35 protein-coding genes are annotated in these 20,106 nt (G+C 62.0%); 5 read left to right on the top strand and 30 right to left on the bottom strand.

Going from position 1 to position 20,106, the window contains the following annotated elements:
* Positions 1 to 197 precede the first annotated feature (197 nt).
* The 5 genes from nth to V9F06_05560 all read left to right on the top strand — a co-directional run bounded on the left by nth (position 198) and on the right by V9F06_05560 (position 4,223).
* Positions 198 to 932, top strand: coding sequence for an endonuclease III (gene nth / locus V9F06_05580; protein ID MEI2617107.1), 735 nt, complete (start codon positions 198 to 200; stop codon positions 930 to 932).
* Complete coding sequence (locus V9F06_05575; protein ID MEI2617106.1) at positions 929 to 1,591, top strand: histidine phosphatase family protein; 663 nt, start codon at positions 929 to 931, stop codon at positions 1,589 to 1,591. Before nth ends, V9F06_05575 begins: the two co-directional genes overlap by 4 nt.
* A complete protein-coding gene (locus V9F06_05570) occupies positions 1,588 to 2,373 on the top strand; it encodes an MBL fold metallo-hydrolase (GenBank protein MEI2617105.1) in 786 nt (261 codons plus the stop codon). Before V9F06_05575 ends, V9F06_05570 begins: the two co-directional genes overlap by 4 nt.
* Entirely contained in the window at positions 2,366 to 3,277 is a 912-nt protein-coding gene (locus V9F06_05565; GenBank protein ID MEI2617104.1) for a P1 family peptidase, read from the top strand. Before V9F06_05570 ends, V9F06_05565 begins: the two co-directional genes overlap by 8 nt.
* Before the next feature lie 76 nt (positions 3,278 to 3,353).
* The gene (locus V9F06_05560) at positions 3,354 to 4,223 is read left to right on the top strand and encodes a sugar phosphate isomerase/epimerase (protein MEI2617103.1); all 870 of its coding nucleotides are present in this window, start codon (positions 3,354 to 3,356) and stop codon (positions 4,221 to 4,223) included.
* A 63-nt stretch (positions 4,224 to 4,286) separates the two neighbouring features.
* Here the strand turns inward: V9F06_05560 and rpsI are convergent, their stop codons facing one another.
* From rpsI to rplB, 30 genes are all read right to left on the bottom strand, one after another.
* Entirely contained in the window at positions 4,287 to 4,691 is a 405-nt protein-coding gene (rpsI, locus tag V9F06_05555; GenBank protein ID MEI2617102.1) for a 30S ribosomal protein S9, read from the bottom strand.
* Positions 4,692 to 4,727: 36 nt separating this feature from the next.
* On the bottom strand, positions 4,728 to 5,180 hold the full coding sequence (gene rplM, locus V9F06_05550) for a 50S ribosomal protein L13 (protein MEI2617101.1): 453 nt from the start codon (positions 5,178 to 5,180) through the stop codon (positions 4,728 to 4,730).
* Entirely contained in the window at positions 5,177 to 5,998 is an 822-nt protein-coding gene (truA, locus tag V9F06_05545; protein ID MEI2617100.1) for a tRNA pseudouridine(38-40) synthase TruA, read from the bottom strand. The genes rplM and truA overlap by 4 nt, the downstream gene beginning before the upstream one ends.
* A 24-nt stretch (positions 5,999 to 6,022) precedes the next feature.
* Positions 6,023 to 6,373: a 50S ribosomal protein L17 gene (gene rplQ, locus V9F06_05540; GenBank protein MEI2617099.1), complete on the bottom strand. Its 351-nt coding sequence runs from the start codon at positions 6,371 to 6,373 to the stop codon at positions 6,023 to 6,025.
* A complete protein-coding gene (locus V9F06_05535; GenBank protein MEI2617098.1) occupies positions 6,370 to 7,383 on the bottom strand; it encodes a DNA-directed RNA polymerase subunit alpha in 1,014 nt (337 codons plus the stop codon). Before V9F06_05535 ends, rplQ begins: the two co-directional genes overlap by 4 nt.
* A gap of 88 nt (positions 7,384 to 7,471) precedes the next feature.
* On the bottom strand, positions 7,472 to 8,116 hold the full coding sequence (rpsD, locus tag V9F06_05530; protein ID MEI2617097.1) for a 30S ribosomal protein S4: 645 nt from the start codon (positions 8,114 to 8,116) through the stop codon (positions 7,472 to 7,474).
* Positions 8,117 to 8,208: 92 nt separating this feature from the next.
* Entirely contained in the window at positions 8,209 to 8,622 is a 414-nt protein-coding gene (rpsK, locus tag V9F06_05525) for a 30S ribosomal protein S11 (protein ID MEI2617096.1), read from the bottom strand.
* 157 nt (positions 8,623 to 8,779) lie between these two features.
* The gene (rpsM, locus tag V9F06_05520) at positions 8,780 to 9,154 is read right to left on the bottom strand and encodes a 30S ribosomal protein S13 (GenBank protein ID MEI2617095.1); all 375 of its coding nucleotides are present in this window, start codon (positions 9,152 to 9,154) and stop codon (positions 8,780 to 8,782) included.
* A gap of 16 nt (positions 9,155 to 9,170) precedes the next feature.
* Positions 9,171 to 9,284 carry a 50S ribosomal protein L36 gene (gene rpmJ / locus V9F06_05515; GenBank protein MEI2617094.1) on the bottom strand — a complete coding sequence of 38 codons (114 nt, stop codon included), beginning with the start codon at positions 9,282 to 9,284 and terminating at the stop codon, positions 9,171 to 9,173.
* Positions 9,285 to 9,338: 54 nt separating this feature from the next.
* Positions 9,339 to 9,575: a translation initiation factor IF-1 gene (gene infA / locus V9F06_05510; protein ID MEI2617093.1), complete on the bottom strand. Its 237-nt coding sequence runs from the start codon at positions 9,573 to 9,575 to the stop codon at positions 9,339 to 9,341.
* A gap of 52 nt (positions 9,576 to 9,627) precedes the next feature.
* The gene (gene map / locus V9F06_05505; GenBank protein MEI2617092.1) at positions 9,628 to 10,392 is read right to left on the bottom strand and encodes a type I methionyl aminopeptidase; all 765 of its coding nucleotides are present in this window, start codon (positions 10,390 to 10,392) and stop codon (positions 9,628 to 9,630) included.
* Between the two features lie 6 nt (positions 10,393 to 10,398).
* Entirely contained in the window at positions 10,399 to 11,076 is a 678-nt protein-coding gene (locus V9F06_05500) for a nucleoside monophosphate kinase (GenBank protein MEI2617091.1), read from the bottom strand.
* An 87-nt stretch (positions 11,077 to 11,163) separates the two neighbouring features.
* Positions 11,164 to 12,462, bottom strand: coding sequence for a preprotein translocase subunit SecY (gene secY / locus V9F06_05495; GenBank protein ID MEI2617090.1), 1,299 nt, complete (start codon positions 12,460 to 12,462; stop codon positions 11,164 to 11,166).
* The gene (gene rplO, locus V9F06_05490; GenBank protein ID MEI2617089.1) at positions 12,462 to 12,908 is read right to left on the bottom strand and encodes a 50S ribosomal protein L15; all 447 of its coding nucleotides are present in this window, start codon (positions 12,906 to 12,908) and stop codon (positions 12,462 to 12,464) included. The genes secY and rplO overlap by 1 nt, the downstream gene beginning before the upstream one ends.
* 43 nt (positions 12,909 to 12,951) lie before the next feature.
* The gene (gene rpmD, locus V9F06_05485; protein ID MEI2617088.1) at positions 12,952 to 13,182 is read right to left on the bottom strand and encodes a 50S ribosomal protein L30; all 231 of its coding nucleotides are present in this window, start codon (positions 13,180 to 13,182) and stop codon (positions 12,952 to 12,954) included.
* Positions 13,179 to 13,721 (bottom strand): 30S ribosomal protein S5, encoded by a 543-nt coding sequence (gene rpsE, locus V9F06_05480; GenBank protein ID MEI2617087.1) that lies wholly within the window; start codon positions 13,719 to 13,721, stop codon positions 13,179 to 13,181. The genes rpmD and rpsE overlap by 4 nt, the downstream gene beginning before the upstream one ends.
* Positions 13,722 to 13,772: 51 nt before the next feature.
* On the bottom strand, positions 13,773 to 14,147 hold the full coding sequence (rplR, locus tag V9F06_05475; protein ID MEI2617086.1) for a 50S ribosomal protein L18: 375 nt from the start codon (positions 14,145 to 14,147) through the stop codon (positions 13,773 to 13,775).
* 83 nt (positions 14,148 to 14,230) lie between these two features.
* A complete protein-coding gene (rplF, locus tag V9F06_05470; protein MEI2617085.1) occupies positions 14,231 to 14,776 on the bottom strand; it encodes a 50S ribosomal protein L6 in 546 nt (181 codons plus the stop codon).
* A gap of 21 nt (positions 14,777 to 14,797) precedes the next feature.
* Entirely contained in the window at positions 14,798 to 15,118 is a 321-nt protein-coding gene (rpsH, locus tag V9F06_05465; GenBank protein MEI2617084.1) for a 30S ribosomal protein S8, read from the bottom strand.
* Positions 15,119 to 15,272: 154 nt separating this feature from the next.
* Entirely contained in the window at positions 15,273 to 15,458 is a 186-nt protein-coding gene (locus V9F06_05460; GenBank protein ID MEI2617083.1) for a type Z 30S ribosomal protein S14, read from the bottom strand.
* Positions 15,459 to 15,488: 30 nt separating this feature from the next.
* Positions 15,489 to 16,034: a 50S ribosomal protein L5 gene (rplE, locus tag V9F06_05455; protein ID MEI2617082.1), complete on the bottom strand. Its 546-nt coding sequence runs from the start codon at positions 16,032 to 16,034 to the stop codon at positions 15,489 to 15,491.
* Positions 16,035 to 16,069: 35 nt separating this feature from the next.
* On the bottom strand, positions 16,070 to 16,399 hold the full coding sequence (rplX, locus tag V9F06_05450) for a 50S ribosomal protein L24 (GenBank protein MEI2617081.1): 330 nt from the start codon (positions 16,397 to 16,399) through the stop codon (positions 16,070 to 16,072).
* A 28-nt stretch (positions 16,400 to 16,427) separates the two neighbouring features.
* On the bottom strand, positions 16,428 to 16,796 hold the full coding sequence (rplN, locus tag V9F06_05445) for a 50S ribosomal protein L14 (GenBank protein ID MEI2617080.1): 369 nt from the start codon (positions 16,794 to 16,796) through the stop codon (positions 16,428 to 16,430).
* Between the two features lie 14 nt (positions 16,797 to 16,810).
* A complete protein-coding gene (gene rpsQ / locus V9F06_05440) occupies positions 16,811 to 17,128 on the bottom strand; it encodes a 30S ribosomal protein S17 (protein ID MEI2617079.1) in 318 nt (105 codons plus the stop codon).
* A 30-nt stretch (positions 17,129 to 17,158) separates the two neighbouring features.
* Positions 17,159 to 17,395, bottom strand: coding sequence for a 50S ribosomal protein L29 (gene rpmC / locus V9F06_05435; protein ID MEI2617078.1), 237 nt, complete (start codon positions 17,393 to 17,395; stop codon positions 17,159 to 17,161).
* Positions 17,396 to 17,398: 3 nt separating this feature from the next.
* Entirely contained in the window at positions 17,399 to 17,854 is a 456-nt protein-coding gene (gene rplP / locus V9F06_05430) for a 50S ribosomal protein L16 (protein MEI2617077.1), read from the bottom strand.
* A 33-nt stretch (positions 17,855 to 17,887) separates the two neighbouring features.
* Complete coding sequence (rpsC, locus tag V9F06_05425; GenBank protein MEI2617076.1) at positions 17,888 to 18,559, bottom strand: 30S ribosomal protein S3; 672 nt, start codon at positions 18,557 to 18,559, stop codon at positions 17,888 to 17,890.
* Positions 18,549 to 18,908 (bottom strand): 50S ribosomal protein L22, encoded by a 360-nt coding sequence (gene rplV, locus V9F06_05420; GenBank protein MEI2617075.1) that lies wholly within the window; start codon positions 18,906 to 18,908, stop codon positions 18,549 to 18,551. Before rplV ends, rpsC begins: the two co-directional genes overlap by 11 nt.
* 29 nt (positions 18,909 to 18,937) lie before the next feature.
* Entirely contained in the window at positions 18,938 to 19,222 is a 285-nt protein-coding gene (gene rpsS / locus V9F06_05415) for a 30S ribosomal protein S19 (protein MEI2617074.1), read from the bottom strand.
* Positions 19,223 to 19,255: 33 nt separating this feature from the next.
* Positions 19,256 to 20,086 (bottom strand): 50S ribosomal protein L2, encoded by an 831-nt coding sequence (gene rplB / locus V9F06_05410; protein MEI2617073.1) that lies wholly within the window; start codon positions 20,084 to 20,086, stop codon positions 19,256 to 19,258.
* Positions 20,087 to 20,106: the final 20 nt, after the last annotated feature.

Here is a 20,106-nt window from a genome sequence, read left to right as displayed (position 1 = left end):
AAAAAGCCTCCGCTGAAGGCGGAGGCCCCGAGTTCGATATCGTGTGTTGTCGGGTTCAGGCACGTGCAACCAGCATATTCTTTCGTACGTACGCCACCGACACAAGCGTATCCGAAGAATGATACGGATTCGCTGGCTAGTCCGTCAAGGCGCGTTAGAGTTGGCCATGCTGGGGGATCGCGATTAGAATATTTCTGATGAGCGCTAATTGGACAGCTGAGGACGCCACAGGGGACGGGCCACCGATCGTCGAGGTCGTCGAAGCGTTGCGGGCTTGCTACGGAACTCCCGACCGCGGAGATCCGGAACCGCCGATCGACGGTCTTATTGCGACGATCCTGTCGCAGAACACGTCTGATATCAACACCGAGCGCTCGTTCCGGTCAATGAAGCAGCGCTTCCCTGACTGGGATGCGGTGATCGACGCTCCGGTCAGCGAGGTCGCCGACGCAATCCGTAGTGGTGGCCTGGCCGACCGCAAAGCCCCACGTATTCAGGCAGTCCTCCGCGCGATCCGTGACCGCACCGGCGGCTACGATCTGTCGTTCCTCGGCGCAATGGAGATCGAGGAGGCACGCGACTGGTTGATGGCCCTCAACGGGGTCGGGCCGAAGACGGCGTCCTGCGTCCTGATGTTCAACCTGGGTCGAGACGCGATGCCAGTCGACACCCATGTCCATCGGGTCGCAGCACGACTGCACCTGCTCCCGCCGGGCACATCTGCCGAACGGGCGCACGCAATACTCGAAGCGCAATTGCCTCCTGGGATGGCACACGACGCACATCTGCTGATGATTCGCCACGGCCGGGAAACCTGCACCGCGCGTCGTCCTCGGTGCGCAGATTGCGTGCTTGTACACTGCTGTCCTTCGGCGCCGCTTTTTCTCGGCGCATTCGACACGAGCACAAACGGAGCAGAGATCTCATCATGACGATTCGACACACCGAAATCTTCCTCGTTCGCCACGGCCAGACCGACTCGAATGTTGCCCGGCTCTTTGACGGCGCAACTGACACGCCGCTGAATCGGCGCGGCTTGCGCCAGGCCGAGCTTGTTGCCGAGCGTATCGGCCAGCTTGCCGATCTGACTTCCCTCTATTCCAGCCCCCTCCAACGCGCGCTTTTCACAGCCCAGGCCATTTCGCGGAGCATCGGCCTCCAGCCAGTGCTCGACCCCGGCCTGCAGGAGATGAATTTCGGTATAGCCGAGAATCACACGATGGCGACAATCATCGAACGCTGGCCAGAGCTCGCCGCCCAGATCCAGAATCCAGACGAATCCAACGTCGTATTTCCCGGCGGGGAGTCACTGGCCGTGTTCCACCAACGTATCCGGATGACACTTGATCTGATTGCGACAGCGAATCAGGGGCAGCGCATTGTTGTCGTCGCTCACGGAGGCGTCATCAGGTCGGCTGTCTCGCAACTACTCGGGCGCACCCCGGATGACTGGCGGACGCTCACGGTGGAAAACTGCAGCATCACCCATGTCGAGTTGGCATCCAGTGGATCGATCGCTCACGTCGTCAACGATGTGGTTCATCTCGAATCGCTGACCGTCGAGCAAGTATCGGAGACTCTCGACCAGTGAGCCTGGGTCTGACGGTGCTGGGAGGTGCGGCAGCATGGCCAAATCCGGGGCAGGGTTGCTCGTCCTATCTCGTCGATGATGGCGAGACAACGCTCCTGTTGGACTGCGGCCCAGATACGATGTCGACACTCCGAGCGGAAACGGACTATCACGATATCGATGCGATCATCCTGTCCCACTGGCACTCGGATCATGTGCTTGACATTGTTCCGTACCGGTACGGGCTGGTTTACGGTCCAGGCTCCCTGCCCAGGCCGATACCTCTCTATGTCCCGCCGGGAATATCCCGACGCCTCGATGAGCTGGCGGCGGCGCTGATCGACGCAGATGACGATCCCAGGGCATTCTGGGAGGGTGTCTTCCGTATCCACGAGTACGGTTCGAGCAGTGATATCAATGTGGGATCGTTCAGCATTCGATTTGTCGAGACTCAACATTATGTCCCGTGTTTTGCGGCGCGCGTAACCCATCGTGACACACGCCGTGTCATCGTTTACTCGGCCGATGCAGGCGTCGTCGAACCGCTGATCGACCTCTTTCGCGGCGCAGATATCGCCATCGTCGAGGCGACACTCGACGACCACGGCGAGACACCGCGCCAGGACCGCGGCCACCTGACGCCTGAGGATGCCGGCCGGCTTGCCAGAATGGCCAGCGTTGGCACGCTCGTTGTGACACACCTCTGGTCAGAACGCGACTCCGCGACGGTCGTAGCGCGCGCCAGCACCCAGTTTCATGGCCCAGTGATCGCAGCGTCGGCAGGGATGAGAATCAATGTCTAGAGATTTCGCCGCGTGGTTCCGAATCGGCCACACGACCTGGAACGAAGACCGCACTGGCTGCACGGTGATCCTCCTGGATCGTCTCGCGCCGGCCTGGGCGGATGTCCGCGGGGGAGCGCCAGGCACGCGGGAGACGGACCTCCTCGGACCCGGCCGACTAGTGGGCAGCGCGAATGCAATCTTGCTGACTGGCGGAAGCGCGTTCGGGTTGGCCGCGGCCGACGGCGTTATGCGCTATCTCCAGGAAGGCGGAGAGGGCGTCCCGACATCAGCAGGACCGGTCCCGATCGTCACCGGCGCGGTCATCTTCGATCTCGCAAATGGAATCCACCGTAGCCCGACCGCTGACGATGGGTATGCCGCCTGTCTTGCGGCATCCAGCGACCTCCCTGAGTCCGGGAAGATCGGGGCCGGAGCGGGGGCGACGGTCGCCAAGCTCGGCGCGCAGCCGACCCAGGCGGGCGGCCTCGGAGTGGGTGTTGCGTCTGTTGGCGAAACACAGATCGTAGCGATCGTTGTGCTTAATGCAGCCGGCGATATCGTTGATCCCACAAACGGAGAGTTGTTGAGCCGGCTCGACGGGATCGCCGTCAGCGCCCGTCCCGGCCGTGCTGCCGCGATCGCGGGTGGAGCGGCCGGCCGCGAGGGCGAAAACACGACGATCGGCGCGATCCTGATCGGCGAGCCGGTGGATCAGTTGACGCTCGCCCGGTCCGCAATCGCCGCCCACGATGCGCTTGCTCGGTGTGTGGTGCCGGCTCACACGCTCTTCGATGGAGATACGTTCTTCGTCGCGGCGCCCGCCCGTGCCGATGTTGCTCCACAACGCGTAGTCGCCATCTCCAGCGCCGTCGAGGTGGCGGTAGAGCGTGCAATCGTGGGACTCTTCAAGTCAGCCCCGTAACTCAACTCAGCCGGTGTTACACTGCCGGCACGTGAGGTCGCTCCGCCCGCCAGCACCAGATCAGGCAGCCACACAGATGGAACTCTCAATCGCCGTCGGGGCTCTTCCGTTCTACCCGTTCGATCGCACCCTCGCGATCGCCCGGGACGCAGGCGTATCGCACGTCGAGGTGTTGCTATCGCGCCGGCTTATTTCTATCGGAGGCGAATCCATCTCCGCGATTGCCGCCCGAACTGGTGTCGCGGTGCTGACGACACACGCCATCCTCTCACTTCGTCACGAGTCCCTGGACCAGAAGCTCGCGGCGGACGTCGCATCCATCCGGACCGCGGCAGCCATCGATGGCTGCCGCGCAATCGTGCTTCACCCGCCGACCGATCATGCGGGGAGCGCCGGCTCCGTCGAGTGGTGGCTCGATGCGATTGTCAAGACTCGCGAGCGAGAACGCCCGAGCCTTGATCTTGCGCTTGAGAATCGCGCGGAAAACTGGGACGGGACTCCGGCGCAGTGGTTGGACGATATAGGCCGGCTGACAGCCATCGCTGGCGAATGGGGCATGCGCGTTTGCCTCGATCTCGCGCACGCGGCGAGCTTCGGGTTGGATCTTGCATCAGCAATTCAGGCGGCGCGTCCTCAACTCATCAACGTCCATCTCAGCGACGCGCACCCGCGCCGATTTCGCGGTGGGTTGCTGAACGGATTGTTTCGCGATCACGCACTGCCGGGATCCGGAATACTAGCGATCGATGACGCGCTAACAACACTCGCCGCGCTCAGCTATCGCGGCCCTCTCACGCTGGAGCTCAGTCCCGTATCACTGCGAGCATGGCTGCCCGGCGCGCCGCGTTGCAGGCTCAGTGCAGCCGTCGCGGACATCCGCCAGCGCGTCGACGCCCAATCAGCCAGCCCTGGGCTAACGCGCCACGATTCAAATCGGGCGAGGTAACAGAAACGGGCGAAGGATTGCTCCCTTCGCCCGCTCGTTGCTGCCGTGATCGAGTAACCCGGGTTAGCGCTTGGTGTACTGTGGCGCCTTGCGGGCTCGCTTGAGACCGACCTTCTTGCGCTCCTTGACTCGCGCGTCGCGGGTCAGCATCCCGGCGCGCTTGAGCCCGGGACGGTATTCCGCATCGGCGCGGGTCAGTGCGCGAGAGATGCCGTGGCGAATCGCGCCGGCCTGGCCAGTCACGCCACCGCCGACGACGCGGACGACGACGTTGTAGCGATCCAGCGAGTTTGTCAGCTGGAATGGCTGCCGGAGCATCTGCTGATACAGCTCGCGACCACCGAAGTATTCGTTCGATGTCTTGCCGTTGATCGTGAACTCCCCGGCGCCAGGATACAGCCGCACGCGGGCGACCGCGCTTTTCCTACGCCCAGTTCCATAGAAATATCGCTGGTGTGTTGCGCTCATGGCGTCCTCCCGGTGTCCTCTCGTCCTCTAATCGCGCTAGCCCCGAGAGGCGCCGCGCACCTCAAGCGTCATCGGCTGCTGGGCAGCGTGCGGATGGTTCGGGCCGGCGTAGACCTTCAGCTTACGCAGCATCTGCGCTCCGAGACTCGTCCGGGGAACCATGCCCTTGACTGCCTTTTCGACGACTCGCTCCGGATGCTTGGACATCATGTCCTTGTAGGCGGTTTGCCGGAGGCCGCCGGGGTAGCCCGAGTGCCGATAGTAGGTCTTCTTCTCTTCCTTGCCACCGGTCACGCGCACCTTTTCGGCGTTCACCACGATTACGTAGTCGCCGACGTCCATATTTGGCGTATAGGTGGGCTTGTGCTTGCCGCGCAGGACGGTCGCGATCTGCGTCGACAGCCGACCCAGGGTCTGGCCTTCGGCGTCGACGATGTACCAGCGGCGTTCGATTTCCGATTCGCGTGGCGTGTACGTCTTGATCGTCATGGTTCTATCCCGTACTCCCAGTCTGAACGGAACCCGTCACCCGAGTCGTCACGTTCATCGTCGTATCGCACGCACCAGAGGAACAGTCCCTCGGGCGGCGCTGGCTCGCCTGGCACGGACCGATCATTGGCCCGTAGCGCCTCGCGAAACCACTGTACATCACGCTTCCCCTGCGCGACCAACACAATCGTCGCAACGATTGTGCGAACCATCTGCGGGAGGAAGCCGTCTGCCTCGATCCGCAGCTCGTGACGCACCACCGCGCCACTTGTCTGGACTCGCCATTCGCACGTCCGCACCGTTCTCGTCAATGCCGCCGCATCGTGCGAACGACTCCGGCCACTGCCGGCGAATGTCCCGAACGCATGCCGTCCAAGTAATGTGCTGCATGCATCCGAGGCTACTGCCCCATCAAGCTCGCTGCGACGCCACCAGACATAGCGTCGTCCCAGCGGCGGCGGTGTCGGCGCTACCCAGATCCGGTAGCGATACTCCCGCCACGTTGCGTCGTAGCGCGCATGGAACGTGGGGCTCGTCCACTCCACTGCGCCGACCGACATGTCCGGCGGCAGAACCACATTCAGTGCGTCGCGTAAACGCTCTGCCGAATCAGACCACGAGACATCCAGCGAGACAACCTGACCGACGGCATGAACACCTCGATCCGTGCGCCCCGCGAAGCTCGTCCGCCCTGAACCCGGAGCTAGTCGCTGGATAGCCAGCTCCAGCTCCCGCTGGACGGTGCGACCACTGCCCTGGATCTGGGATCCGACAAAGTCGGCTCCATCGTAACCGAGGGTCAGGCGGGCGCGTCGCACCTGTCAATCCGCCGTCGTCGTCTACTAGACGAACTCGATCAGCGAGATCGGCGCGGCGTCGCCACGTCGGATGCCGACCTTGAGAATTCGCGTGTAACCGCCGGGCTGGCCCTCGTATCTGGGACCGATGACCTCGAATAGCTTGCGGGTAGCATGCTCGTTGCCCAACCGCGCCATCGCCAGCCGTCGATGATGCTCCGTATCCTCACGAGCAAGCGTCACGAGCTTTTCGACGATCGGTCGAATCGTCTTCGCCTTCGCCTCGGTTGTCGTAATGCGCTCGTGGAGGATCAACGAGACCGCCAATCCCTTGAAGAGCGCGGAGCGTTGATCCTTGTCTCGGCCGAATTTTCGGCCCATAACCTGGTGCTTCACCAGCCCGACCCCTCATCCGTGTCCGACCCTTCGGCGGGGTCGGCGTAATCATCAGCGCTTCCGTCTGTGGCGCTTGCCAACAGATTCGCGGGAATCGCGTAGCCATGCGCGGCCAGTGCCTCAAGCAACTCCTCGAGCGACCGAGGGCCGAAGTTACGGATCGAGAGCAGATGGTCCCGATCCATCGTGATCACCTGCCCGACCTTCTCAACCTGCCGGCTCCGGAGCGCGTTCAGCACGCGTGGAGGCAGGCCGAGCTCTGTCAATGGCCGCTGATCTGTTTCTTCCGCATCGGCTCCGGCTTCATCGACGAGAACGGCGCTCTCGCCCCGGTAGCGAGCGATCATCTGGGCGTGCTCGACCAGGATCGAGGCAGCCTGGGTCAGGGCGTCGTTCGGCTCGATGGTGCCGTCCGTCTGAATCTCGATGATCAGTCGGTCGTAGTCGGTCATCTGTCCAACACGCGTGTGCTCGACGACGTAGTTCACCTTTTCGATCGGCGTGAACAAGGCATCGATCGGGATCTCGCCAATCGCAAAGCCTTCCTGGAGTTCGGCCTGCTTGTACCCACGCCCGATGTCAACGACAAGATCCATCTCGACCGTTGCATCGTCGGAGTCGGCAGTCGCGATAACCAGTTCGGGATTGACGACTTCAACATCCGATGGCCAGTCGACGTCACCCGCGGTGACAACCCCCCGACCGTGGTGATACAGGTGGGCTCGCGTCTCCCCATGCAACGTCACCGAGCGGAGACGGACGCGTTTCAGGTTGAGAACGATTTCGGTAACATCCTCGCGCACGCCATCTACCGTCGCGAACTCATGCCAGACATCCGGCAGTATTCGGGCACGGATAATGGCCGCTCCTGGGAGAGAGCGCAGGAGGATTCGACGCAGCGCATTCCCGAGCGTGATGCCGTAGCCGGGCTCGAGCGGCTCGATCGTGAATCGCCCGTAGTTGTGGCCGCTAACGGTCAGATCGACCGTTGGCTGAGCGATCTCTAGCAAGCTAATCCGCCTCCTTCGAGTGACCACCACGACCCGGGTGGTGGCGTGCAGTTCCGTGCCGGTCGTGTCGTAAATCCTCTGGTAAAACCTACCGGCTGTAGAACTCGATGATGAGAGACTCGTTGATCGGCGGCATATCGATCTGATCGCGCGTTGGCGGGGCCACGACCCGGCCAGACATCGCGTTGACGTCGAGCGTGAGCCAATCCGGAACCTGGCGCGTCTTCAACACCTCGGCGACCGTCTTGAAATACTCCTTCTCGCGGCTCCCAGGCTTGACGCTGATAACGTCACCCGGCTTGACTGAGTACGAAGGAATATCGGTCTTGCGACCGTTCACCACGAAGTGGCCGTGGCGCACGATCTGACGTGCCTGGCGGCGCGAGTCGGCGAAGCCAAGTCGATAGACGACATTGTCGAGCCGCATCTCGAGCATGCGAAGCAGGTTCTCGCCAGTGACCCCCGGCTGCCGGGAGGCATCCTCGAAGGTCTTGCTGAACTGCTTCTCCATCAGCCCGTAAAAGCGGCGAACCTTTTGCTTTTCACGCCACTGCAGACCAAATTCCGACGGACGTCGCGTGCGCTTCTGCCCGTGCATGCCTGGCGGAAAGTTGCGCTGTGGGTTGCGCTGCGTGATCGGACACTTCGGCCCGAGGCACCGCTCGCCCTTCAGATAGAGCTTCATCCCCTCGCGCCGGCAAATCCGGCACACTGGACCCGTATACCTCGCCATCGACCTTTTCGACCTCCTCAGCCCGTCGCGCGGCTTACGCGCCAATCACAGGCCGTCGTGTTACAGCATTCAGACAAACTGACGACTACATGTCAGACGCGGCGGCGCTTCGGCGGCCGGCACCCGTTATGGGGGATCGGCGTCACGTCAGCGATCGACAACACCTGAAGCCCACTCGCAGCGAGCGCCCGAATCGCCATCTCGCGGCCGGCTCCCGGCCCCTTGACGTAGATATCGACCGCGCGCAGCCCATGCTCCATCGCCTTGCGTGTGGCGCTCTCGGCAGTAACCTGCGCCGCGTACGGCGTGCTCTTGCGCGAGCCCTTGAACCCCGACGCGCCAGCGCTCGCCCAGGCAATCACGTTACCGGCCGGATCGGTCAGGGTAACGATGGTGTTGTTGAACGTCGATGAGATGAATGCTTTTCCGCGCGGAATATTCTTCCGATCGCGCCTTCGCACACGCTGCTGCTTGCTGCGAGCTGCCCCCCGTCGTCGATCCGCCATGCGCTGAGAACCTCTCCATCTATTCTTGTGACGTTTCTCTCCAAGAGAAGTAGTGGGTGCCGGCCTGCGTCATCCAGTGAACACCTACCGATTGCTAGCTCAGCCGCGCGGAGCGAGCGGCCCAACCGCCTGCCCTGCAGCCAGCATCGGTCTGGTTCTATCGGCTACGCTTCTTCAGGCCGACGCCTCGCTTCGGGCCACGCCGAGTGCGCGCATTGGTTCGCGTCCTCTGCCCGCGCAGCGGCATGCCCCGCCGATGGCGCAAACCGCGGTAGCACCCGATATCCATCAGCCGCTTGATATTCATCGCGACCTCGCGTCGCAGATCACCCTCGACGCGCATCTCCTTCTCGATGATGTCGCGCAGCCGGGTAACCTCATCGTCCGTCAGATCGCGGACGCGAGTGCTCGGATCGATCCCGGTACGATCGAGGATCTGTCGGCTTGTCGGAATCCCGACACCGTAGATGTACGGGAGCGCATACTCGACGCGCTTCTCGCGGGGGATATCGACGCCTGCGATTCGTGCCATTGCTTCGCGCTCTCCTCTAGCCCTGACGCTGCTTGTGACGCGGGTTGACGCAGATTACCCGGACGACTCCTCGTCGACGAATCACCTTGCACCGCTCACATCGCGGCTTAACCGATGCCGAAACCTTCATTTTCGATCCCTCTCCCTGCCCGAACCACTCCATGCGGCGAGTTGCTCGTCAATGTCAGCGTTCCTGCGCGCTACGCAGACCTACAATCCGTCCGCGCGTCAGGTCGTAGGGCGACAAATCTACCCGTACCCGGGCTCCTGGCAGCAACCGGATCGACTGCATCCGCACATCGGCGGAAACATGGGCAACGATCTCATGCCCATCGTCCAACGCAACTCGATACAGCGCGTTGGGGAGCGGAGCGACGATCTGCCCCGTTGCCCGAGTCACCCGGCGCGCCTCAGCATTCATGCTGATAGAACGCGCAAAAAGCGCATGGCAACGCATGCGCAACAACATGGCATTATACCACCACCACAGCGGGGGTCGTCAATACCATTCGACCTCCACTCGCGATAGCAACCGTATGCTCGAAATGAGCCGCCAGACCGCCGTCGACAGTGACAACCGTCCAGCCATCCTCAAGCACACGAACCTCAGGCGAGCCAGTTGTTACCATCGGCTCAATCGCTAAGGTCATCCCTTCGCGCACGAGTGAGCCGCTACCCGCGCTGCCCCAGTTCGGCGCCGAGGGATCCTCGTGTAGCGACCGACCAACGCCATGGCCGGCATAATCGCGCACGACCGAGAAGCCAGCCTCCTCGACGCACGCCTGAATCGCGGCGGCCATATCGCCGAGCCGCTCGCCGGGCGTGAGCTTGTCGATCCCTCGCCAGAACGCTAGTTCGGTGACTTCGATTAGCCGTGCTGCCTCAGCGTCGATCTCCCCGACTCCCTGAGTGAATGCTGCATCCGCGTGAAAGCCTTCGAGCATTACGCCAACGTCGATCGACACGATATCGCCATCGCGCAGTTCCCGCCTGCCTGGAATGCCATGCAGCACCTCGTCGTTGACCGAGGCACAGATGCTGGCCGGATAGCCACGATAGCCCAGGAACGACGCGGCTGCCCCGGCATCACGGATGGTCTCGGCGGCAGCATCGTCCAGCTCGCCAGTCGTTACCCCAGGAGCGATCATCCCGCGAAGCCTCGACTGGACTTGAGCGAGGACACTCCCAGCGGAACGGATCTGCGCGATATCGCGCTCGGACTTCAAGACGACAGGCACGTGCGTTTACCGTCCAACCGGGGATAGAACCGGATTGAGCGCAGCCGCGATCTCGGCAGCCACCACATCGATGGGTTGATCTCCATTGACATCGAGGACGAGGCCTCGCGTACGCCAGCGCCCCAGCAACGGCTCGGTCTGTCCGAAGTAGATGTCCAGCCGGCGAGCGACAGATTCTTCAGTGTCGTCGGAGCGGACGTACAGTTCACCGCCGTCGATATCGCACACACCCGGAGTGCGCGGCGCGTTGAATTCAACGTGGTAGGTTGCGCCGCACGTCCGGCACACGAGCCGGCCCGTCAGCCGACTCATGAGGGTCGCCCGCTCGACATCGATGTGGACGACTGCCGCGAGCTCTTCCTCACGCGCCAGAATCTGCGCGTCCAGCACCTCGGCCTGAGCGGCATTTCGCGGGAAGCCATCGATAAGCGCGCCACACACACCGCCACCGGCCGCGCGCTCGTCGAGCGCCGCAAAGAGAACGCGCGCCGTCAACGCATCTGGCACCAGCTCGCCCCGGTCGTAGAACGCCCGAACCTCAGCGGCCAGATCACTTGTCCCGGCCATCAACGCGCGGAACAGGTCGCCAGTCGCCAGGTGCAATAGCCCGAACATCGGGGCAATTCGCGCCGCCTGGGTTCCCTTGCCGGCGCCTTGTGGTCCGATGAATACGACGTGTCGCATGGCCACGTTCGGTACGATCCTCTTCTCCGGAGAAGCCGGCGCGCCAGGAGGGCGGTGCCCCGCCCTCGGCGCGCGACTGGTCGACCACTATCGAATAAAGCCCTCGTAGTTGCGCATCATCAGCTGGGCTTCGAGCTGGCGCATCGTGTCAATCGCAACACCTACGACGATGAGCAATGACGTCGCGCCGAGAAAGAGCGTCTGGACGCCAGTGATCTTCGCGGCGATATACGGCAGAATCGCGATCAGACCCAGCCCCAGAGCGCCGACGAGCGTTATTCGCGTGACAACGCCAGTCAGATAGCGATTCGTGTTCGCTCCGGGACGGATACCTGGAATGAACGCGCCCTGCCGCTGAAGGTTTTCCGCAATGCTTTGCTGCTGGAACACCACCATCGTGTAGAAGTAGGTGAACGCGACCACCATGAGGAAGTAGACAATCTGATACTGGAACGTGTTCGCGTCGAAGAATCGCTTCATGCTCTCAGCCAGGTTGCGAACCCAGGAGCGCTCCGAACCGGTCATGAAGTTCGCGATCGTGCCGGGGAACACCATGATCGAGACGGCGAAGATCAGCGGGATCATGCCAGCGGAGTTGACCTTCAGTGGGATGAATGTGGAGCCGCCGCCATAGGAGCGCCCACGTCGCACCCGCTTCGCATGGTGAACCGGGATTCGTCGCTGGCCCTCGTTGAGCAGCACGATCCCGACAATCGTCACAAGGCCGATGATCACGAATGCGAGCGATCCGGTGATGTTCTGTGTCGTCGAGCCACCATAGATGAGGTTCCCGACGGTTCCTGGCAGTGATGCGACGATGCCACCGAAGATGATGATCGAGACGCCATTCCCGACCCCATTTTCTGTAATGAGCTCGCCAAGCCAGACAAGCAGGATTGTGCCAGCGACAAGCGTGAGCACGATCGCGAGCGATCGGAACCACGTCGCGCTGTCGAACAGGCCAAAGTCCTTCAGGACCCCAGATCGTTGCATCAGAACGCACTGACCGTAGGCCTGCAGCAGCGCGATCGGAACCGTGATGTAGTGGGTGATCTTATTGATCCGGTTCCGGCCCTGTTGACCCTCTTGCTGCATTTCATTCAGCCGCGGAATGATCGGCGTCAGCAGCTGCATGATGATCGAGGCGGTGATATACGGATAGACGCCCATCGCCAGGATCGAGAAGTTCTTCAGCGTCGAACCCGAGAACAGGTTCAGCATGCCGAGCAACTGATTCTGGGAAAGGAGCGTCTGTAACGCCGCGCGGTCGACACCCGGGACTGGAACCGTCGCAATAAAGCGGAAGATGATCAGAACCCCGAGCGTAAACAGGATCTTGCGGCGTAGATCGGCAATGCGAAATGCATTGAAAGCCGCTTCCAGCATTACTCGATAACCTCCGCAGTTCCACCAGCGGCTTCAATCTTGGACTTCGCCGATGCGGAGAACTTATGCGCCCGAACATACAACGGGGCACTGAGCTCTCCGTTGCCCAGGATCTTCACTGGCTTGGTCAGGCTATCGATTGCGCCGCGCTCGTACAACGCCTCCGGGGTGATCGCGCCCTCAAGCCCGAGCGTCACGAGCCGATCGAGGTTGAGGATCTCGTACTCGGTGCGAAAGATGTTCGTGAACCCACGCTTGTACGGCATGCGCCGATAGATTGGGTTCTGTCCACCTTCAAAGCCTGGGCGCACGCTGCCGCCCGACCGCGAACCCTGACCCTTCTGGCCGCGACCGGATGTCTTGACATGCCCCGAGCCATGTCCGCGTCCAACACGCTTGCGTGGCTTGAATGCGCCCGGTGCGGGCCGAAGATCGTCGATATGCATCGTTAATACCGTCTCCCAGATCGCGGCCAGGCCCCGACCAACCCTACTGCGATTGATTCCGATGGATTGCTGAACCGTTGATAACGCCCTCGCCCTCAATGAGGACGAGATGTCGGACTTTGTAGACCATCCCACGCACCGACGGTGTATCAGGGCGCTCGACGACCTGATTCAAACGAGTGAAGCCCAACGCCCGAATCGTATCGCGCTGATCCTTCGGATAGCCAATCGCGCTCTTCCGATAGATCAACCGCATATTCTTCTGGTCGGTCATGCTTCCACCGTCTCCCTGCGGCGTGGCCGGAGCGATTCAGGCTGCTTGCCACGCCGGCCAGCGACGTGCGCGATCGGCTCCAGCTCGGTCAGCGCCTTCATCGTCGCCCGAACGACGTTGATCGGGTTATTCGACCCGAGCGACTTGCTCAGCAGATCCTGGATCCCGGCAGCCTCGACGACGGCGCGAACGCCGCCACCAGCGATAACTCCGGTGCCCGGCGAGGCGGGACGCAGCAGCACGCGCGACGCGCCGAACTTGACCTCGATCTCATGCGGAATCGTGTTGCCTTCCAGCGGCACCGTGATCATGCTCCGCTTGGCCGCCTCGACCCCCTTGCGGATGGACTCCGGAACCTCTCCGGCTTTGCCCATCCCAACGCCAACACGCCCACGTCCATCACCAACCACGACGACGCTGCTGAAGGAAAACCGGCGGCCGCCCTTCACAACTTTCGAGACGCGATTGATCTGGACGACGCGCTCCTGAAATTCACCTGCCTCGTCGCCCCGCGACTGGCCTCCTCGACGTCTATCCATCATCCTGTCCTGACTGCCCCTATCCCGGCGGCGAATGCCGCCCGAACCAACTTAGAACTCGAGACCGGCCTCACGCGCGCCGTCGGCGAGTGCCTTGACACGTCCGTGGTACTTGTAACCGCCACGATCGAAGACCACCGTGGTAATGCCCGCGGCCTTCGCCCGCTCGCCGACCAGCTTGCCGACTGCTGTCGCCTTGTCGGTCTTCGTCGTCGAGCCATCGAGCGAGGAGGCGAACTCGGCCTCGATGTCCGACGCCGCCACCAAGGTGCGACGACTCTCGTCGTCGATTACCTGGGCGTAGATGTGCGCCGAGCTTCGGTATACGTTCAGGCGTGGCCGCTCGGCTGTGCCTGACACTTTGGCCCGAACCCGGAGGTGTCGCCTCCGACGCGGATCGAGTTGCGACTTGTAGTGATAGCGCATCGTATCCTGCTCCCAGGCGCCCCAGGCAGTCGGACTGTATCCCGATCGCCGGCGCCGTCTCGCCGCCTGAGGCGGCGCGTCTTCTACTTACCGACCTTGCCGGCCTTGCCGGCCTTGCGGCGCACCTGTTCGCCAAGGTAGCGGACGCCCTTGCCTTTATAGGGTTCCGGCGGTCGGACACGGCGAATCTTCGCGGCCTCTTCACCAACAAGCTGCTTATCAATGCCGGTCACCGCGAGGCGGGTCGGCGTGTCGACGACAAACGCGATGCCGGCTGGAGGCTCGACACGAACCGGGTGTGAATAACCCAGATTCAGGACGAGCGTCTTACCGTCCAACGCCGCGCGATAGCCAACACCCTGGATCTCGAGATCCTTACGGAATCCCTGCGTGACACCCTGAACCATGTTCGCAATCAGCGTGCGGGTCAGGCCATGAAGCTGGCGATTGACTCGCTCGTCATTCGGTCGGCTGACCCTAACGGTGCCATTATCGCGAGCCACCTGCATGTCGCGACTAACGCGCTGCTCCAGCGCGCCTTTGGGGCCGCTGACTTTGACCAGCCCTGGCTCAATCGTCAGGTCGACGCCGGATGGGATCTCGATTGGCTGCATTCCGATGCGTGACATCTGAGCTTCTCCTTCCCGGCGCTAGTAGATGGTGCAGACGACCTCACCACCGATGCCACGGCGGCGAGCTTCGTAGCCAGTCATCATCCCCTGTGGTGTACTCACGATCGCGATCCCCAGGCCATTGCGCACGCGAGGGATCTCGTCCCTGCCCGCGTACACACGAAGTCCTGGCTTGGACACGCGTTTGAGCTGGCGGATCGAATGTCGTCGATCTACGCCATACTTCAGGTGGATGGTCAACGTATTAAACGGCTTGCCTTCCTCGACCGTCCAGCCACGAACGTAGCCTTCGGCGTGAAGAATCTTCGCAATTTCGATCAGGACCTTTGTCGATGGCATCGACGTCTCGGTCCGTCTTCGCCTGGCCCGCGTTGCGAATGCGAGTGAGCATATCGGCGATCGGGTCGTTGACGACACTCATTCCAGCGGTCTCCCGTACCTTTTCAAACGTGATCCACTCCCCAACGGTCTGGACCATTCATGCCGATCGAGGCTACCAGCTCGACTTCGTGACGCCAGGGAGCTTGCCCTGGGACGCCAGTTCGCGGAAGCAGATGCGGCACACACCAAACTTCCGAATATAGGCGCGTGGCCGGCCGCAGAGCTTGCAGCGGTTGTGCTGCCGAACTGCGAACTTGGCGGGCCGATTCGCGCGGACTACCTGGGACTTTTTCGCCATCTCGGGCTCTTTCCTTCCAGCGCGACCGGACTACGACTCGCGGAACGGCATGCCAAGCAGTGCAAGGAGACGGCGTCCCTCCTCGTCGCTGTTCGCAGTCGTCACGATCGCCACCTCGAGGCCGCGAAGCTTGTCGATCTTGTCGTATTCAATCTCCGGGAAGATCAACTGCTCCCGAAGCCCCAGTGTGTAGTTGCCGCGTCCATCGAACGACTTCGGCGAGATTCCGCGGAAGTCACGCACACGCGGCAGCGCAATGTTCATCAGCCGATCCAGAAACTCGTACATCCGATCGCCCCGCAGGGTGACCATTGTGCCGATCGGCATACCCTCGCGCAAACGGAACGCCGCGATCGACTTCTTGGCGCGGGTAACCACCGGCTTCTGACCGGTAATCATCGTCAGATCGCCGATAGCAGCATCGAGCGCACGGTTGTTGGCGATTGCTTCGCCGACGCCGATGTTGATCACGACCTTTTCGACCTTGGGCACCTCGAGGTCGTTGCGGTAGCTGAACTCCTCCCGCAACCTGGGTCGAACCTCCTCGAGATACTGCTCTTTCAACCGTGCAGCCACGTTACTCCCTCACCAATTCGATCGACGGGTCCCGCCTACCGGCTGGTCGGCTTCGGGACAACCGCGTCGCACTTCTTGCAGTAGCGAACCTTGTTGCCGCTGTCATCCATCCGGAATCCAACCCGGGTCGGCTCGCCGCAACTCGGGCACACGAGCATGACCTTGGACACCCGAAGTGGAGCCTCGACCTCGACGATTCCAGCCTGTCGAGCGCGGCCCTGCGCGATATGTTTGCGAACGATATTGACGCCTTCGATGACGACCTTATCCTCGCGCGGCATGTTCTGCCGAACGCGGGCGCGCTCGCCCTTATTCTTCCCACTGATTACGACGATCTCATCGCCGGTCACGATCTTCTCTGCCATCGTTACCTCTCGCTCTCGCTCGTGCCTGCTACAGTGTTTCCGGCGCCAGCGAGACGATGCGCATGAACTGCTTTTCGCGGAGCTCACGCGCAACGGGGCCGAAGATTCGCGTGCCACGAGGGTTCCCCTGTGGGTTGATCAACACTGCGGCATTATCGTCGAACCGAATATGTGACCCATCCGGCCGGCCATACTCCTGCTTGGTTCGGACAACGACCGCTCGGATAACGTCGCCCTTCTTGACCGCCGCGCCTGGCTGGGCCGACTTCACCGATCCGATAATGATGTCGCCAACCGATGCATAACGCTTGCGCGAACCGCCGAGGACCCGGATGCACATGATCTCCCGCGCGCCGGAATTGTCCGCCACCTTCAGGCGGGACTGTGCCTGAATCATGCCTGCTCTCCCAGCTAACGGCCGTTTGTGCCGGCTCGCTCGACGATCTCTCGTACGACCCAGCGCTTATCTTTCGAAATCGGCCGGGACTCCTCAATTCGGACTGTGTCCCCGATGCGGCATTCGTTGTCCTCATCGTGGGCCTTGAACTTGTGTGTGCGCTTCATCCGCTTACCGTAAAGCGGATGCCGCCGGGCATAGTCGACGGCGACAACGACGGTCTTGTCCATCTTGTCGCTGACGACGCGGCCGACCTTCTGTAGCCGCTGCTTCTTCACAGCTGCTGGTGTGGCCGGGCTGGCGCCGGGCGCGGAGCCTGAAATCTCTGCCATCCTGGTCGTATCCCTCTCCTGGGCACACCCTTAGAGGTGTGCCACCTGCCCGGCCTCCATGGCGGCGGCGATATCCTCCGCCATCCGGCGCTCGGTCTGAATCGTCTTGAGTCTGGCGATGTCGCGTTTGATCTTGCGAATCCGGGCAGTATTCGTCAGTCTGCCGACCGCATCGTCAAAACGCAGCACGCGCCACTCTTCCTTCAGATCATCGATCATCCCGACGATCTGCTGGTCGGTCATGGACCGGATCTCTGCAGCCTTCATCCCCTACGACTCCGCTTCCGCGTGGGCTTCTTCGGCCGCAGCGATACCAACTTGATCGCGCTTCACAATTCGGCACTGAACCGGCAGCTTATGTGCCGCGCGGCGCAGCGCTTCAGTTGCGTCCTCTTCGCGGACACCCGATATCTCGAACATGATCCGACCGGGGCGCACGACAGCGACCCAGTACTCCGGGTTGCCCTTACCAGAGCCCATGCGTGTCTCGGCGGGCTTCTGGGTTACGGGCTTGTCCGGGAAGATCCGGATCCAGACCTTCCCACCACGGCGGACGTAGTTTGTGATCGCGCGGCGGGCCGCCTCGATCTGCCGACTGTCGATCCAGGCCGCGTCAAGTGATTGCAGCCCATAGTCACCGAACGCGACGTAGTTGCCGCGCTGGGCTGTTCCTTGCCGGCGACCACGGAACACCTTGCGGTGCTTGGTCCGTCTTGGCATCAGCATATGTGTGTCCCCTCCCTCTGCTCTTCCGCGTCGCTAGTCGGCGACTGCCGCGGCATCAGCGTCGACCTTTGGCCGTCGCTCCGGAAGGACATCGCCGGTGTAGATCCAGACCTTCACGCCAATCTGTCCGTAGGTAGTCGGCGCGTGAACGACTCCGTAGTCGATCTTGGCCCGCAGTGTGTGCAGCGGCACTCGCCCGTCCATCTCGGTGACGGTACGGGACATCTCCGCGCCGCCGAGCCGGCCGCCCAGCCGGATCTTGATGCCCTTTGCGCCGCGTCGCATTGCCTGACCGACAGCGTGCTTCATCGCTCGTCGATAGGCGACGCGCCGAGCGAGCTGCTCCGCAATCGACTCTGCGACGAGTCGCGCATCGAGCTCCGGAACCTTGATCTCCTCGATCTTCAGATGGATCTTTTTGCCCACCTGTTGTTCCAGGAGCTGTCGCAGCTTTTCGACGTTCGCGCCTTGCTTGCCGATGACGATACCCGGCTTCGAGGTGTGAACCGACACTTCGATCCGATTCGCTGCTCGCTCGATCTCGACTCTCGAGATGCCAGCGCGCGTCAGCTGCTCATTGATCAGCCGTCGGATAAAGAGGTCCTCGTGAAGCTGTTCGGTGTAATTCCGCTCGGCATACCACTTGGACTCCCAATCGTGAACACCGCCGAGCCTGAACCCGATCGGATTGACTTTACGCCCCACGGGAGCCTCCCTTCTCCTTTTCAGCAAGAATCACTGTCAGATGACACGTGCGCTTGAGGATCTCGTTGACCCGGCCTCGCGCACGCGGCTTGAATCTCTTGTAGCTCGGCCCGCCGTCCGCGAAGATCACCTTGACGTACAGATCCTCCGGATCGATGTCGTGATTATTCTCGGCCGAAGCTCGCGCCGACTTGATGACTTTGGAGACATCGGCTGCAGCCTTGTTCGGCGTGAATTGCAGCAGGCCGAGCGCCTCCGTAACATCGCGACCACGAACCATATCAACAACCAAACGCGCTTTACGCGGCGAGACGCGGATGCGCTTGGCCTGAGCGGAAACTTCCACCATCACTTGGCCCCTTCCAGAAGTCCGCGCGCCTAACGACGGCGCGAAGACTTATCCGCATCCCTGCCGTGCCCGCGAAACGTGCGGGTCGGCGCGAACTCGCCGAGCTTGTGCCCCACCATGTTCTCGCTCACAAATACCGGCACATGGCGTCGGCCATCGTGGACGGCAATCGTGTGCCCAACCATCTGCGGGAAGACGGTCGAATCGCGCGACCACGTGCGGATAACCCGCCGTTCGCTGGTGGAGTTGAGTCTGTCAACTTTTTCGATCAGCTTGGGGTCGATGTACGGCCCCTTCTTCGACGAACGTCCCACGAAGCTTCTGCTACCTCCCTAGTGTCACCGGCGTTAGCGGCCCACATTGCGACGACGAACGATCATCTTGTCGGTGCGCTTATTGGACCGCGTACGGTACCCCTGCGCAGGCTTGCCCCACGGCGTCTTCGGTTGTCCGCCGATGGGGGCTTTCCCCTCACCACCACCATGTGGGTGATCGTTCGGGTTCATCGCCGATCCGCGGACCGTCGGGCGCTTGCCGAGGTAGCGGTTACGGCCGGCCTTGCCGATATCGATATTCTCGTGGTCGACATTGCCGACCTGGCCGAGCGTTGCCATGCAGTCGAGGTGGATCATTCGCACTTCACCCGACGGCATGCGCACGTGGGCGTTGTTCTCGACCTTGGCCATCAACTGCGCTGACGTGCCAGCGGAGCGAACCAGTTGTCCGCCCTTGCCAATGTGCAGCTCGATGTTGTGGATCTGCGTGCCGAGAGGGATGTCGCGTAGCCGCAGCGCGTTTCCGACGCGAATCGGCGACCCCTCACCGGATAGAACGGTGTCCCCGACCTTCAGGCCAAGCGGCGCGAGGATGTAGCGCTTCTCGCCATCTACGTATTTCAGTAGCGCGATGCGTGCCGAGCGATTCGGGTCGAACTCGATCGTCGCAACCTTGGCAGGGATGCCGTGCTTGTTGCGCTTGAAATCGATCTTCCGGTAGAACCGCTTGTTCCGGCCCCCCTGGTGGCGTGTCGTAATTCGGCCCTGGTTGTTCCGGCCCGAATGCTTGGGCAGGATCTCGATCAGGCTTTTTTCCGGTTTCCACGAGGTAATGTCCGACTTATCCGAGGCGGACATCCCGCGGCGACCGGGCGATGTTGGCTTATAGCGGCGAATCGCCATTTGCTTAGCTCCCTCTCCCT

The sequence above is a fragment of the Thermomicrobiales bacterium genome (genome assembly GCA_037045155.1).
Classification (GTDB): domain Bacteria; phylum Chloroflexota; class Chloroflexia; order Thermomicrobiales; family CFX8; genus JAMLIA01.
This window is presented reverse-complemented; position numbering and strand designations above follow the sequence as displayed.